This is a genomic window from Betaproteobacteria bacterium (assembly GCA_016720855.1).
GTDB lineage: Bacteria > Pseudomonadota > Gammaproteobacteria > Burkholderiales > Usitatibacteraceae > FEB-7.
Genome location: JADKJU010000003.1, coordinates 463,784 through 478,301, shown reverse-complemented (window position 1 = coordinate 478,301; position 14,518 = coordinate 463,784). Strand labels below are relative to the sequence as shown.

Annotated in this window: 11 protein-coding genes and 1 pseudogene; 7 read left to right on the top strand and 5 right to left on the bottom strand. The window is 67.9% G+C overall.

The window, feature by feature from the left end:
* Nucleotides 1-28: 28 nt before the first annotated feature.
* Nucleotides 29-871, bottom strand: a complete 843-nt coding sequence (locus tag IPP91_15885; protein ID MBL0143543.1) for an ABC transporter ATP-binding protein — start codon at nt 869-871, stop codon at nt 29-31.
* Nucleotides 872-912: 41 nt separating this feature from the next.
* On the opposite strand from IPP91_15885, the gene IPP91_15880 reads away from it, so the two are divergent.
* Nucleotides 913-1,752 (top strand): NYN domain-containing protein, encoded by an 840-nt coding sequence (locus tag IPP91_15880; protein MBL0143542.1) that lies wholly within the window; start codon nt 913-915, stop codon nt 1,750-1,752.
* Nucleotides 1,753-2,002: 250 nt separating this feature from the next.
* Here the strand turns inward: IPP91_15880 and IPP91_15875 are convergent.
* Nucleotides 2,003-3,253: pseudogene (locus IPP91_15875) on the bottom strand (exo-alpha-sialidase).
* Nucleotides 3,254-4,222: 969 nt separating this feature from the next.
* On the opposite strand from IPP91_15875, the gene IPP91_15870 reads away from it, so the two are divergent.
* Nucleotides 4,223-5,467, top strand: coding sequence for a YIP1 family protein (locus IPP91_15870; GenBank protein MBL0143541.1), 1,245 nt, complete (start codon nt 4,223-4,225; stop codon nt 5,465-5,467).
* A 27-nt stretch (nt 5,468-5,494) separates the two neighbouring features.
* On the opposite strand, the gene IPP91_15865 is transcribed toward IPP91_15870, so the two are convergent.
* From IPP91_15865 to IPP91_15855, 3 genes are read right to left on the bottom strand one after another with little or no spacing between them, the layout of a single operon-like run.
* The gene (locus IPP91_15865; GenBank protein MBL0143540.1) at nt 5,495-6,694 is read right to left on the bottom strand and encodes an RtcB family protein; all 1,200 of its coding nucleotides are present in this window, start codon (nt 6,692-6,694) and stop codon (nt 5,495-5,497) included.
* A gap of 2 nt (nt 6,695-6,696) precedes the next feature.
* On the bottom strand, nt 6,697-7,656 hold the full coding sequence (locus tag IPP91_15860; GenBank protein ID MBL0143539.1) for a GNAT family N-acetyltransferase: 960 nt from the start codon (nt 7,654-7,656) through the stop codon (nt 6,697-6,699).
* A 30-nt stretch (nt 7,657-7,686) separates the two neighbouring features.
* Nucleotides 7,687-8,928 carry a cation:proton antiporter gene (locus tag IPP91_15855; protein ID MBL0143538.1) on the bottom strand — a complete coding sequence of 414 codons (1,242 nt, stop codon included), beginning with the start codon at nt 8,926-8,928 and terminating at the stop codon, nt 7,687-7,689.
* A gap of 432 nt (nt 8,929-9,360) precedes the next feature.
* Here IPP91_15855 and IPP91_15850 point away from each other — a divergent pair, with 432 nt between their 5' ends.
* From IPP91_15850 to IPP91_15830, 5 genes are all read left to right on the top strand, one after another.
* Nucleotides 9,361-9,558, top strand: coding sequence for a hypothetical protein (locus tag IPP91_15850; GenBank protein ID MBL0143537.1), 198 nt, complete (start codon nt 9,361-9,363; stop codon nt 9,556-9,558).
* 255 nt (nt 9,559-9,813) lie between these two features.
* Entirely contained in the window at nt 9,814-11,478 is a 1,665-nt protein-coding gene (ettA, locus tag IPP91_15845; protein ID MBL0143536.1) for an energy-dependent translational throttle protein EttA, read from the top strand.
* A gap of 69 nt (nt 11,479-11,547) precedes the next feature.
* Nucleotides 11,548-12,279 carry a nitroreductase gene (locus IPP91_15840; GenBank protein ID MBL0143535.1) on the top strand — a complete coding sequence of 244 codons (732 nt, stop codon included), beginning with the start codon at nt 11,548-11,550 and terminating at the stop codon, nt 12,277-12,279.
* Between the two features lie 72 nt (nt 12,280-12,351).
* A complete protein-coding gene (locus IPP91_15835; protein MBL0143534.1) occupies nt 12,352-13,242 on the top strand; it encodes a PEGA domain-containing protein in 891 nt (296 codons plus the stop codon).
* 2 nt (nt 13,243-13,244) lie between these two features.
* On the top strand, nt 13,245-14,417 hold the full coding sequence (locus tag IPP91_15830; protein MBL0143533.1) for a serine/threonine protein kinase: 1,173 nt from the start codon (nt 13,245-13,247) through the stop codon (nt 14,415-14,417).
* Nucleotides 14,418-14,518 lie beyond the last annotated feature (101 nt).

Here is a 14,518-nt window from a genome sequence, read left to right as displayed (position 1 = left end):
GATTTCTCCTGGGTGGATCGGCGCCATGCTAGCGCGAAGCGAGCCCTCGCGCCTTCCTGGGCGCCGCAAGTTCCAGCTCCTCGCCGATCGGCATCGCCGGGAAATGGAACGGCACCGGCCCGTCGGGCTCGGCGTGCAGGAACTGGTGCACGAACGGGTCGTCGGAAGCCAGCATTTCCTTCGTCGGCCCGTGGCCGATGATGCGCCCTTCGCCCATCACGTAGAGGTAGTCGGCGAGCTTCAGGGCTTCGGGCACGTCGTAGGTCACGACCACCGAGGTGCTTCCCAACGCGTCGTTCAGCGTGCGGATCAGGTGGCAGATCACGTTGAGCGTGATCGGGTCCAGGCCGGCGAAGGGCTCGTCGTAGATGACGAGATCGGGGTCGAGTGCGATGGCGCGCGCCAGCGCCACGCGCCGGGACATGCCGCCCGAGAGCTCGCCGGGGTAGAGCGAACGCGCGCCGCGCAGCCCCACCGCGTTCAGCTTCATCTTCACGAGCCCGGCAATGATGTCCTCGGGAAGCTGCGTGTGCTCCCGAATCGGAAAGGCGATGTTCTCGAACACCGTGAGATCGCTGAACAGCCCGCCCTTCTGGAACATCATGCCGATTCTCCGGCGCAGGCGGTAGAGCCCCTCGTGGTCGAGCGCGTGCACGTCGTGCCCGCACACCTTCACGGTGCCCCGCGCCGGCTTGAGCGCGCCGCCGATCAGTTTCAGGAGCGTCGTCTTCCCGCAGCCGCTGGCGCCCAGGATCGCGACGACCTTCCCCTTCGGGATGTCGAGGTCGAGCTTCCTCAGGATCTGCCGCTTGCCGTACGCGAAATGCAGGTCGCGGATCTCGATCAGGTTGTCGCAGTCGGCAGAGAGCATGGTGGCATTGTAAGCTAGCGCCCATACACAGGGAGATGACCATGGCGGAAATCCGCAACCTCGCCGTTTTCTGCGACTTCGAGAACGTCGCGCTCGGCGTCCGCGAGGCGAAATACGACAAGTTCGACATCAGCAAGGTGCTCGAGCGCCTGCTGGTGAAGGGCAGCATCGTGGTGAAGAAGGCCTACTGCGACTGGGAGCGCTACAAGGAATTCAAGGCGCCCATGCACCAGGCCTCCTTCGAGCTGATCGAGATTCCGCACGTGCGCCAGTCCGGCAAGAACTCCGCCGACATCCGCATGGTGGTGGACGCGCTCGACCTGTGCTACACCAAGAGCCACGTCGACACCTTCGTGATCGTGAGCGGGGACTCCGACTTCTCCCCGCTCGTCTCCAAGCTGCGCGAGAACGCGAAGACCGTGATCGGCATCGGGGTGAAGATGAGCACCTCCGACCTCCTCATCGCCAACTGCGACGAGTTCATCTACTACGACGACCTGGTGCGCGCGCACCCGCCGAAGCGGCAGGCCGCGAGGAAGGCGGAGGACAAGCCCGCGGCCGCCGCGAAGGACAAGGACGAGAAGAAGGAAAAGGAACGCGACAACACCGGGGGCGGCGGCAAGAAGCAGGAAGCCATCGACCTGGTCCTGGAGACGATCGACGACCTTGTCGACGAGCGCGGCGTCGAGGAGACGCTCTGGGGCTCGATGGTGAAGCAGGCGATCAAGCGCAGGAAGCCCGGCTTCAGCGAGAGCTACTACGGCTATCGCTCGTTCAACCAGCTGCTGGAGGAACTGCAGGCCAAGGGTCTCCTCGAGCTGGAGCGCGACGACAAGAGCGGCGGCTACACCATCCGCAGCGTCGCGCCGGACGAGGACTAGCCGGCGCCCTCCGGGTAGCGCGGGGCTATTCCGGGGCGGGCCTGCCGCGCCGCTTCAGCGCGAGCTCGATGGCCTGGCTCGTTCGCGCCTGCCACGCGGAGGAAACGTCGAAGGGTGCGGCCGCCTCGGCGGCCCAGGGCGCGCTCCACGCCCCTGTTTCGGGCGCCGCCTTGTCGCTCGACGCGGCGGACGCCTTGGCCCCTGCGATTCGCGAATGGAACACCTCGTTGCGGTTGCCGGCTTCGCCCGTTGTGCGCACGAACAGCGCATGGAAATCGGCGCCGCTCCCGGCCAGCGCCATGTAGTCGCCGAGGAAGAGCCCGCTCGCGTTGGGCGCCGTCGACAGGTCGAAGGGATCCGCGAGCCGCGTCTCCTGCCACGTCTGTCCGCCGTCCGTCGATCGGGCCAGGAAGTAGCCGGCCCAGAGCGTGGCCGCATCGGGGGTGTTGTCGCGCAGGTCGAAATAGCTCACGCCGACGGTGCCGTCGCGCAGCACGTGAACCGTCGGAACGAATGCCTGCACCGCGGGATTCCGGTTCACGCGAACCGGGGCGGACCAGGTGGTGCCGCCGTCTGTCGACTGCGAATAGGCGATGGCGTCGCGGGCGCCGGCGCTGAACCGCGAGTCCTGCCAGACGACGTGCACCACGCCCCCCGGCCCGGCGGCCGCCGTCGGGACGATGTTGCCGTCGCGCACCGGCGTGCCGTTCTCCGGGTCGCGCACGCCGATGGCAAGGTCACTCGCAATACGAACCGGCGCGGACCACGTCTGCCCCCGGTCCAGCGAACGCATGGCGATCACGTAGGCCTCCCGGCCGGTGGCGGGCGAATTGTCGATCTGGAGAGCGACGTTGACCAGCGTGCCGCCCGTGGGCACGACAATGAGGTTGGCGATGGTCTGGCTTGAAATGCCGGGGTCGTAGATCGCGCGGGCGGGCTCCCAGGTCGCGCCGCCGTCGATGGTGCGCGCGAACGTGGCCGGTCCGCCGCCGACGTCCGAGATGCGATCCCAGACCGCATACGCGAAGCGGGCATCCTGCGGATCCGCGGTGAACGAGTTCTTGTCGTTGAAATAGAACGTCGTATCGGTGATGAGGGGAACCGAAGGGCCCCATGTCCGGCCCCCGTCGCCGGAACGCGAGACGAGCATCGCGTTTCGCGAGCCGGCCGTCGAGAGCGACATGGCCCACGCGGTGCCATCGGGGCCGAAGGACACCCACGGATCCGTGGCCCGGTCGAAGTTGCCACCGTTTACCGCCGTCCCGCCGCCGCAGCTCGAGAAGGCCATCGGCTGTGTGCTCCATGTGGCGCCGCCGTCGAAGGAAACGGCGGAAACCAGCCCGCGCGAGGAGCCGTTGGACCACCGGTCCTGCTGCCACATGGCCAGCAGGTGATCCGGATTGCCCGGATTGGCGGCGAGGCTCGGCTCGACTTCCGCGTTCACGTACAAGGTGCCGGCGCCCGCGCCGCAGGCCGCGGGGAACGGCGAAGGTCCCGACACCACGGTCGCCGTCGGCCGGTCGCTGCACGTGTAGCCGGTGAGTGGGCCCACCAGCCGCGCGAGGTCGAGGGCGAACGATTGCGCTCCTGCGTAAGTCAGGCGAACCTGCGAGCAGGAGACAAAGTCGAGCCGGGCCGAGCCGGCCGGGGTGGACCGGAAGTCGGCCGTCTGGAAGGCCGCGCCAAAGCGCGGACCGGAGCCGGTGAGGAGGGGGATCGTGATGCTGGTCGTGCCCGGCGAATAGTCGACGTTGCCCACCAGCCAGCTGGCCCGGCCGTCGGCCGTGTAGGTGAAGTAGCCGAGATAGGCCACGTTGCGCGTTCCCACCGACTCAAGGGTGATGAACTGCCCCTCGCCGTTGCGCGCCGCATTCCACCAGCCGCCGCTGAAGGCACTCGTCGGGGAAGCGGCTGCCGCGGAGGGTGGGGCCGCGGCCGTGCAATCGGCCCCGGCCAGGGGGCCCACGAGCCTGCGCAGGCTCAGGGTGATCCCGGCGATCGCCGAATGGCGCATGCGCATCTGGCTGCAGGAGACGAACTCGAGGGTCGCCGTGCCGGCGCTTGCCGTGGCGAGCGCTGCGGGATTGAATCCGGAGCCGAAGCCCGGGCCGGAACCGGTCACGAGGGGGATTTCAATCGTCGTCGCGCCGGGAGCGTAATCGATGTTGCCGACCTGCCAGGTGGCGGTGCCGTCCGGAGTGTAGGTGAAGTAGGCGAGGTAGACGACGTTGCGCCCGCCCGTGGACTCGAAGGTGATGAACTGTCCCTCGCCCGAGCGCGATGCGTCCCACCACGAGCCGGACATGAGGCCGGAGAAGGTCTGGGCGAGCGCCGGCGCGGCGCCCGTGGCGAGGAGGACCGTGAGCGCGGCGACTGCGGCCTTGCGCAAGCGTGACGGCATCCGGCCTCCCGATGGCAAGGGTGAAAGGGGTAAGATTTTCCCATACAACCAGCCGCCAGGGAGCACGCCATGAGCCTGATCGACCGCGTCAAGAACATCCTCCTCACACCAAAGACCGAATGGCCCGTGATCGCGGGAGAGGCGTCGACCACCGGCGAGCTCATGGGCGGCTATGTCGCCCCGCTCGCGGGCATCAGCGTGCTCTGCGCTTTCGTCGGCCAATCCCTCGTGGGCATGAGCCTGCCCTTCATCGGCACGTACCGCACGCCCGTCCTCGCGGGGATCGGGGTTGCCGTCTTCTCGTTCGCGATGGCCTTCGTCGGCACCTTCATCCTGTCGCTCATCATCAATGCGCTCGCGCCCAAGTTCGGCGGCGAGAAGAACCCGGCGCAGGCACTGAAGGTCGCGGTCTATTCCTACACGCCCGCGTGGATCGCGGGCGTCCTCGGCATCATCCCGGCATTGAGCCTCATCGGCGTCCTCATCTCGCTCTACGGCCTCTACCTCCTCTACCTGGGGCTGCCGCGGCTGATGAAGAATCCGGAGGAGAAGTCGATCGGCTACACCGCCGTGGTCGTGATCTGCGCCATCGTCATCGGAATCGTGTTCTCGCTGATGGCGGGCGGCCTGATGGCGCTCACGGGCGGCGGTCCGATGATGGGCGGAATGCACGGCGGGCGCGGGCCGGCCGTCACCTTCGACAAGGATTCCCCGATGGGCAAGCTCGAGGGATTCAGCAAGCAGATGGAAGGTGTGGGCAAGAAAATGGAGGCCGCGCAGAAGAGCGGCGACCCCAACGCGCAGATGAAGGCCGCGATGGAGGGGCTGGGCGTGGTGATGGGCGGCGGCAAGCGCTTCGAGCCCGTCGGCATCGAGCAGTTGAAGCCGATGGTTCCGGAGAAATTCGCCGGCCTGCCGCGCACGAGCCAGGACGCGGAGAAGGGCGGCATTGCCGGGCTGCAGATGTCGAAGGTCGAGGCGAAGTACGGCGACGGCGCCGGCAAGCGCGTCGAGCTCGAGGTGTCGGACACCGGCGGCGCCGGCGGCCTCATGGGGCTGGCGGGCTGGATGAACATCCAGGGCGAGAAGGAAAACGACGGGCGCATCGAGCGCACGCGCCGCGAGGGCAACCGCACGGTCCACGAGGAGATCTCGAAGCGCGGCGGCGACAACGAGTACACCGTGGTTCTGGGCGAGCGGTTCGTCGTGAGCGCCCGGGGCCAGGGCGTTGCGATCGACGCGCTCAGGTCGGGGGTGGGTTCGCTCGACCTCGGCAAGCTCGAATCGATGAAGGACGTGGGCGCGATCAAGTAGCGACTGCATGGGGTGGCCCCGCCCGGGTCACCCCTTCACGCACACCACCTGCCTGAGCGTGTGCACGACCTCGACGAGGTCGGACTGCTGCGCCATCACTTCATCGATGTTCTTGTACGCGGCCGGGATCTCGTCGATCACGCCGCCGTCCTTGCGGCATTCCACGCCCGTCGTCTGCCGCTCGAGATCGTCGCGCGAGAACCGGCGCCTGGCCTCGGTGCGGCTCATGCGCCGGCCGGCGCCGTGCGAGCACGAGCAGAACGAAGCCTCGTTGCCGAGGCCGCGCACGATGAAGGAGCGGGCGCCCATGCTGCCGGGAATGATGCCGAGTTCGCCCACGCCCGCGCGGATGGCACCCTTGCGCGTGATGTAGAGATCCTCGCCCAGGTGCCGCTCGCGCGCCACGTAATTGTGGTGGCAGTTGATCGCCTCGCTCTCGAGGGAGAACGCGGGCAGGTGGCGGCGCAGGGCCTCCACGATGAGGCGCATCATCTCGCGCCGGTTGGCGAGCGCGTAGTCCTGCGCCCAGCCCACCGACGCCACGTAGTCGTCGAAGAGGGGCGTGCCTTCGTCCAGCCAGGCCAGGTCTCGGTCCGGCAGGCGGCGGTCCAGGCGCTCGGCCTCGCGCCGGGCGCGCTCGATGAAGTAGCGGCCCATGGCATTGCCCACGCCGCGCGATCCCGAATGAAGCATCACCCACGCGCGCTGCGACTCGTCCAGGCACAGCTCGATGAAATGGTTGCCGCCGCCCAGCGAGCCCAGCTGGCGCGCCCACGTCTGCTCGAAATTCCTCTGCAGCTTCACGAGCCCGGGATGCCTGCGCGCGATCGCCTGCAGGCGGCGATCCATCGTGCGCAGCACGCGCCCGTCCTCGATCGGGCATTCGCTGTGCTGGTCGAAGCCGACGGGCACCGCGGCCTCGATGGCCGAGCGGATTCGCCCGAGGTTCTGCGGCAGGTCGTTCGCGGTGAGGGACAGCCGCATCGCGTTCATGCCGCAGCCGATGTCCACGCCGACCGCCGCCGGGATGATGGCCCGCCTCGTGGGGATGACGCTGCCCACCGTGGCGCCGATTCCCAGGTGCACGTCGGGCATGGCCGCCACATGGCCATGAACGATCGGGAGGCTGGCCACGTTTTCCAGCTGGCGCCGCGCTTCGGGTTCGATGTCGCCCGTCCAGGCCTTCACGGGAACGCGGCCCTTCGTGAGGGTGGCGAGGATCGGCACGGTCAGGAAAGCGCGAGTACGAACGCGCGGTCGCAGCGGCAGGTGTCGAGTTTTCCGGGACGCGGGACGAAGCTGGCGCTTTCGTAGAGCGCGATCGCTTCCTTCAGCACGGAGGCCGTTTCCAGCTCGACGCGGGCGCTGCCGGTGGCGCGGGCGAAGGCAAGCGAGCGTTCGAGCAGCCGCCGGCCGAGCCCTTTTCCGCGGAAATCGCGTTGTGCATACATCTTGCGCAACTCGAGGGCGCCGCCGGCCATGGGCTTCAACCCGCAGCAGGCAACGATGCGACCGTTCCCGTCGATCGCGACATCGAACATGCCGCCGCGCGAGAAATAATGCGCGTCCAGGTCCATCAGGTCCGCGTCGGTGCCGAAGGGTTCGGGCACGAGCCCGTATTCCGCGAGGGCGCCGAACACGACTTCGCGCGTGCCGGCGGCGTCTGCGCCCGTCGCCCGCCGGATGGCCACGCCCTCGAATCCCGCAGCCGACCGCGCCGCAACCGTATCCGCGCCCGTCAGGCGCTGCGCGAAGTCGCGCGCATGCGCACTTGCCGTTCCCGCCTTCAGGGCGACCGTGTACACCGTCGCCAGCTGGTGTTCCCTGGGCAGTGGCGCGACGAGCGCAACTCCGGGGGTCGCCACGATCTCCGTGGTCTGCGCGCACCCGATGGGGTGGCCGCCGGCTTCGGAAAGCGCTCGCATCGCGGCGCGCACGACGCCCAGGTCGGCGCAGAAATCAAGGGCCACGCGGTTGCGCGCGGTGAGCTGCGTTACCTGGGCATGCGTGAGGATGACGACATCGCAGGCATCGCCGGCGAGGAAACGCTCGATGACGCCGCCCACGGCACCGAAAGTGCCGGAGAGCTCGATGCCGGCCTGCGCCGCCACGGCGCTCGCCAGCCCCTGTGCGGCGCCGGCGCTGAGGATGTTGACGCCAGGTCCGCCGCTCGCCCGTTCATCGACCATGCTGCTGGTCCGCCTTCGCGCCGGAAATCCTCATGATGCGCGCTCGCTTTCGGGCCCGCCGGCCCCGGCCTCGGGCACCGACTCCATCGCGGCGGGCGGAAGGGCGGGCGACGCCGGTGGGGATTGCTCCTCCTCGTCGAACAACATCCCGAAATCGACCGGTCCGGCGAGCAGGAGCGAAGGAAGCGCGGTGGAGACGGCCGCATAGACGAGCAATCCGCCAAACAGGGCGTCGTCGATGCCATAACGCTCGCGCAGGATCGCGGCAAGTACGAGAGTGAAGATGAGCGTGGGCATCAGCGCGACGGCGACGCGCCGGCTGCTCTCCGGGCTTTCCCGCAGGAAGAGGCGGCGATGCAGCCACACGGTGCCGACACGCAGGGGCAGGATGATTGCCGAAATCGCAAGCCCTATCCCGAGCGCGTCCCACGTGAGCGCCTCTGCCGGCACATGCATGCCGCTCGCAAAGAAATAGAAGGGGATGAAGAAGGATGCGAAGACCTTCACGGCGTGCTCGTTCGCCGCCGACGAAAGCGCAGGCATGCGACGCCGCAGCAGGCGCGCGGTCAGGCCCGCCAGGAACGCGCCCACGAGGTAGTAGGCGCCCAGCAGCTTCGTCACGTAGGCGGCCACCAGGCCCACCATCACGAGCAGCGAGAATTCCGAGCCGGGCGCATGCGGGACGACGAGCCTGCCGAGCAGGAGGTAGGCGAAGGGCAGGAGGACGATCAGCGCCGCGAGCGCGGCTGAGGCCGTGCCGAGGCGCTCGAGGGAGGTGGACTGGAGAACCCCGAAAAGAACCGCCAGGGCGACGAGTTCGGCGGAGATCGCCTTGTTGGAAACCCAGAACCGCTCCTCCTCCGTGAGCCCCAGGCGGGAGAGCGATTCGAGGATGAAGCCCGTCGAAGGGGTGAGGAGGGCGATCGCAAGGAGCGTGGCCTCGGGCCAGCCGAGCCCGAGGTACTCCACGCCCGCCCAGGCGACGGTGGTCACCGACGCGACACGGATCGCGAGGTGGCCCGCGAGCATGCCCTTGCCCTTCCACAGGCCCTTCAGGTCGATCTCGATGCCCGCGAACAGGAACAGCGAGGAGATGCCCAGCGTGGCGAGCAGCGTGAGAGTGACGTCTTCGCGAAACTCCGAAGCCGCGATGCTTGCCCCGATGCCGAGCGCGACGCAGGTGAGCGGGGCCGGAATGCGGAAGCGCTGCAGGGCACGCGGGACGACGAGCAGGCCGCAGATCAGCGCGAGGACGAGTATCTCGGGGTCGATGGCGGGCATGGCGCGCGAGTCTAGCACTAGCGTCGATCATGCCGGTGCATCGGTGTCGCCCTGTGTCCTGCGTCCGTCGATGCCGTTGTGGCCCATTGCCGTGCCGGCCGGTTCCCCACAATTTTTTCCTTTGGCGGCGCTTGACGATCGGTGATGCTGCATGGCAGCATCGGGGCTGTACGAATCACCGAGAGTTTTTTCGAGAGACATGAACGCAACCTTCATTTCCAAACCGGCCATCGCGCGACCGCGCGTGTCCTGCCTGTGGCAGGCGCACGTTGCGTGCGGCGCCATGGACGGCAACGTCTCCGGGAGAACGATCGGGTAGAACGCCGCATCGTCAGCGAAGAATCCCTCGCGAAGCCCGGAGACCCGAAAGGACTCCGGGCTTCGCGCTTTTGCGGACCTAAAACGATGACGAGGGAATAGACGATGAATGCGGCGAATGCACTGAAGGCGGCGTGGTGGGTAGGCAAGCCCGCCCGCGCCGTGCGCCTCAAGCGTCCCGAGGCGGGCTACGCGCTCTACGAGGCCGAGCGCCGCGCCGGGCTACCGGGACGGGTGGCCAATGCCCACGCGCGCTTCGACATGGAGGCCCGCGCTGCGCTTCGCGACTGGCTGATGGTGTAGCACCGGCAACTTCGCGGGCTGTGCGCGGCCCGCCTAGCGAGGAATTCGGGTTGCCGCCCGCAAGCGCGATGGAGGGACGCCTTCCTGCGCTGCGCGGGTACGACGACGAAGCGGCTGGCCCCCCGGGGCCGGCCGCGGTCGGAAACGCGCGTTGAGAGACCGGCCCCTGGCAGCGTTAGGGACCTGTCCCTCAAGGCAGGTTAAAATAGAAGGCTTTCCATCCTGTCCTGCCCCTTTTCGCCCGAAAGTACCGCCATGGCGCAATACGTTTACACGATGAACCGCGTGGGCAAGATCGTCCCGCCCAAGCGCCAGATCCTCAAGGACATCTCCCTTTCCTTCTTTCCGGGCGCCAAGATCGGCCTCCTGGGGCTCAACGGCGCGGGCAAGTCGACCGTGCTCAAGATCATGGCTGGCCTCGACAAGGAGATCGAGGGTGAAGCCACGCCCATGCCGGGCATCAAGATCGGCTACCTGCCGCAGGAGCCGCAGCTCGAACCGGGCCACACCGTTCGCGAGGCCGTCGAGGAAGGCCTGGGCGAGGTCCTGGGCGCCAAGAAGCGCCTGGACGAGGTCTATGCGGCCTATGCCGAGCCCGATGCCGATTTCGAGAAGCTCGCCGCCGAGCAGGAGCGGCTGGAGAAGGTGCTTGCGACCGCAGACGTCGCCTCGCTGGAAGCGCAGCTCGAGATCGCAGCCGACGCCTTGCGGCTGCCGCCGTGGGATGCGCAGATCGACAATCTTTCCGGCGGCGAGAAGCGCCGCGTGGCCCTTTGCCGCCTGCTCCTGTCGAAGCCCGACATGCTGCTGCTTGACGAGCCCACGAACCACCTCGACGCGGAGAGCGTGGACTGGCTCGAGCAGTTCCTCCTGCGCTATCCCGGCACGGTGGTGGCGGTCACCCACGACCGCTACTTCCTGGACAACGCCGCCGAGTGGATCCTCGAGCTCGACCGCGGCCGCGGCATCCCCTGGGAGGGCAATTACAGCTCGTGGCTGGAGCAGAAGAGCGACCGCCTGAAGAAGGAGGAATCCTCCGAGAGCGCGCGCCAGAAGGCGCTCAAGAAGGAGCTCGAGTGGGTCCGCCAGAACGCCAAGGGGCAGACGAAGAAGAACAAGGCGCGCCTGCTGCGCTTCGAGGAGCTCAACTCCTACGAATACCAGAAGCGCAACGAGACCTCCGAGATCTTCATTCCCGTCGGCGAGCGCCTGGGCAACGAGGCGATCGAGTTCGTGAACGTCTCCAAGGGCTATGGCGACCGGCTCCTCATCGACAACCTGTCCTTCAAGATCCCGCCCGGCGCCATCGTCGGCATCATCGGCCCCAACGGCGCGGGCAAGTCCACGATCTTCCGCATGATCACCGGCAAGGAAAAGCCCGATTCCGGCGAGGTGAAGGTCGGCCACACGGTGAAGCTCGCCTTCGTGGACCAGTCGCGCGAATCGCTCCCCAACGACAAGAACGTGTGGGAGGCGATCTCCCACGGCCAGGACATCCTCACCATCGGCAAGTTCGAGATCCAGTCGCGCGCCTACCTGGGCCGCTTCAACTTCAAGGGCCAGGATCAGCAGAAGCTGGTGGGCAACCTCTCCGGCGGCGAGCGCGGCCGGCTGCACCTCGCGAAGACGCTGCTGGACGGGGGCAACGTGCTTCTCCTCGACGAGCCCTCCAACGATCTCGACGTGGAGACGCTGCGCGCCCTCGAGGACGCGCTGTCCGAGTTCGCGGGAAGCGTCATGGTCATTTCCCACGATCGCTGGTTCCTCGACCGCATCTGCACGCACATCCTCGCCGCCGAGGGCGACTCGCAGTGGACCTTCTACCAGGGCAACTATCACGAGTACGAGGACAACAAGCGCGAGCGCCTGGGCGACGAAGGCGCCGCCCCGCATCGCCTGCGCTTCAAGGCGCTCAAGTAGCCCTGTAACAATGGGGTCAGGTTCGCGAACCTGACCCCATTGTTACAGAGTGGGTCAAACGGGGGAGACATGACCGGAAATGCCACTGTGCTCACGCAGCTCTTGCGGCAGCGCCGCAGCGTGCGTGATTTCAGGCCCGACCCGGTCCCGGACGAGGTGCTGGAGGCGATTCTCGCCGACGCGTGCCAGTCGCCGAGCTGGTCGAACACCCAGCCTTACCGTCTGGCCGTCGCTTCCGGCGAACTGCGCAATCGACTGGCGACCGAGTACTGCGCGGCCTGGGACGCGAGCCTCGCCGCGCTCAAGTCGGGTGCGATCGGAAAGCTGCGCCTGGCGCTCGGTGCCGAAGGCAGGCCCGACGGGGACTTCAACACGCGTTTCCCCTACCCTGCGGATCTCCTTCCGCGCCGACGCGCAACCGGCTTCGGCCTGTACAAGGCGCTCGGCATCGCGCGCGAGGACATGGCCGCGCGCAACCGCCAGATGCGCCGCAACTTCGAGTTCTTCGGCGCGCCCACCGTGATCTTCCTTTTCGTGCATCGGGGGCTGCGTGAGTTCAGCGTGCTCGATGCGGGCATCCTCCTGCAGTCGCTCATGATGTCTGCGCAGGCGCGCGGTCTGGCCACATGCGCGCAAGGTGCCCTTGCCAACTGGGCCGGGCCACCGAAGCGCGCCTTCGCCGTGCCGCCGGACTACAAGCTCATCTGCGGGATCAGCCTCGGATACGCATCGACAAGCGGCGTCAACCAATTCAATCCGGGGCGCTCGCCGGCCGCCGAGTTGCTGCTCGCGCCGCGCTGACCCCGGATTCGCGGCCAAAGGTCCGTGCCGGCGAACGATTACAATGGCCATCCCGTCACGGCCCGCCGCCGAATGCGCATCGCCCCTCCCGCCTTCGCCAACATCGCCTACCTGCGTTTTCCGCGCTTCGACGAGCGCCCCGTCGTGGAGCAGGCGGCGCTCAAGGAGCGTCTGGAGGCGCGCGTGCGGGATGCGATTTCGGGCATTCCCGCCGAGGAGCGCATCGTGCTGGACGCCACCGACGGGATGGCGCTCGTCTTCTTCGGCGAACCTGTCCGGGCCCTCGACATGGCACAGGCCCTGCGTGCGATGCCGGGCGAGGAGTCTCTCAAGGTCGGCCTGAACCACGGACCGATCGCCGTCACCGCTCGCGACGCTGGCGCGATGGTGTTCGGTGACGGGCTTGCCGCCGCCGCCGCCGCCGCACGATTCGCCACGGGCGAACGGCTTCTCGTCACCGCCCCCTTCGCGAAGATGCTCGAGGCCACGCGCCCCGACCGCGCCGCCGAACTCGCCCCGGCAGGGGAATTCACGGACGGGCGCGTTCGCCTGCATTCCTTTTACACGCCGGAGCCCCGCCGCCTCATCGAGCGCAGGAACCGGCTCGCGACCTACGCGTTGGTCGGCATGGCGTGCATCCTCGCGCTCGGCTTTGCCGGCCGGCAGGTCAACCGGCACTTCTTTCCGCCCCGTCCGGCCGTGGTCGAGTTCGACGTGAGGCCGCGCGGCGACGTGGTGATCGACGGCTATTCGCACGGGCGCGCCTCTCCCCTGCGGCAGGTGGAGCTGCCGCCGGGCAAGCACCACGTGCAGGTGCGCAATGGAAATTTCGCGCCGCTGGACATCACGGTGAACCTGGAGCCTGGCGAGCGCATGTCGATTGCGCACACCTTCGCGGGCGAGCGTCCCGTGGCCAGGTCCGGCGGGTTCTGGCGCGACCTCAAGCGCAATCTCGGATTCTGACGATGGCCGAGCCGGTTCCCGCGCAGTTCGGCCGTTTCCGCGTCCTGGGCGAGCTCGGGCGAGGCGCGATGGGGGTGGTGTGGCGCGCGGAGGATCCCGCGCTGGGCCGGATCGTGGCGATCAAGACGGTCATGCTCACCGGCAACGAGGAGGAGCGGGAGCATTTCGAGGCGCGCTTCCTCCAGGAGGCGCGTGCGGCCGGCGGCATCGGCCATCCGTCGATCATCACGATCTACGACGTGGGCCGCGAGGGTGACGTCGCCTTCATGGCCATGGAAATGCTCGAGGGGCGGGAGCTTCGCGACCTCATTCGCGGCGGCTCGCTCGCGCCCTCCGAAGCCGTGGAGATCGCGGCCCGGGTGGCCGAGGCCCTGGCTTGCGCCCACGAGTGCGGCGTGATCCACCGCGACGTGAAGCCCGGGAACATCATGGTGCTCTCCGACGGGCGCGTGAAGATCATGGACTTCGGCATCGCGAGGCTTCGCGACCCCGCGGTGAAGACGGCAACCGGTCTGATGCTGGGGTCGCCGCGCTACATGCCGCCCGAGCAGGTGGCCGGAAGGAACTTCGACCACCGCGCGGACGTCTTCTCGCTGGGCGTCGTCCTCTACGAGATGCTCACCGGGGTGACGCCCTTCTCGGGCGAGGACATCACGCAACTCATGCACCAGGTGGTGAACGCGGCCATCGCGCCCCCCAGCCATGTGAACCGGACGCTGCCCCCGGTTCTCGACTACATCCTCGCCCGGGCGCTCAAGAAGAGCCCCGACGAGCGCTACGCGAGCGCCGCGGAATTCGCCTTTGACCTGCGCGACTCGATTCCCGACGTCCTCGAGGCAGAGGCGGCAGTGCGGGCGCGCGCGGAGGCCGGCGGGGAGAGCACGGTGCCCGATCTCGACGGCACGCGCACTGCTGCGCACGGGACGTCATCCCTCGATCGTAGCGAAGAGGTGGTGGAACTGCGCCCCGCTCCGCGCTTTGACTGCGTCGAGGGCCTTGCGCGCCTCGCGGTCCTTCCCGTGGACGCCGACGCCACGCGTTCGCGAGCGGGGTTCACGGTGCCCAAGGGCACGAGGTCGCGGCGCGCGCTCCGGCGCATCGACCTGCCCTTCGTGATGGTGGTGGCGGGCTACCTGGTCGCGACGGTGGTCGCGGCCGTGATTGTGCTTCGCTAGGGAGTGAGCAAAAACAAAAGTGAGGTGGGTTTTACATTGGTCCTTGGCCAGATGAGATTGCTGATAGCTTCGACTCCGGGGCGACCTCGATGCAGGCTCGA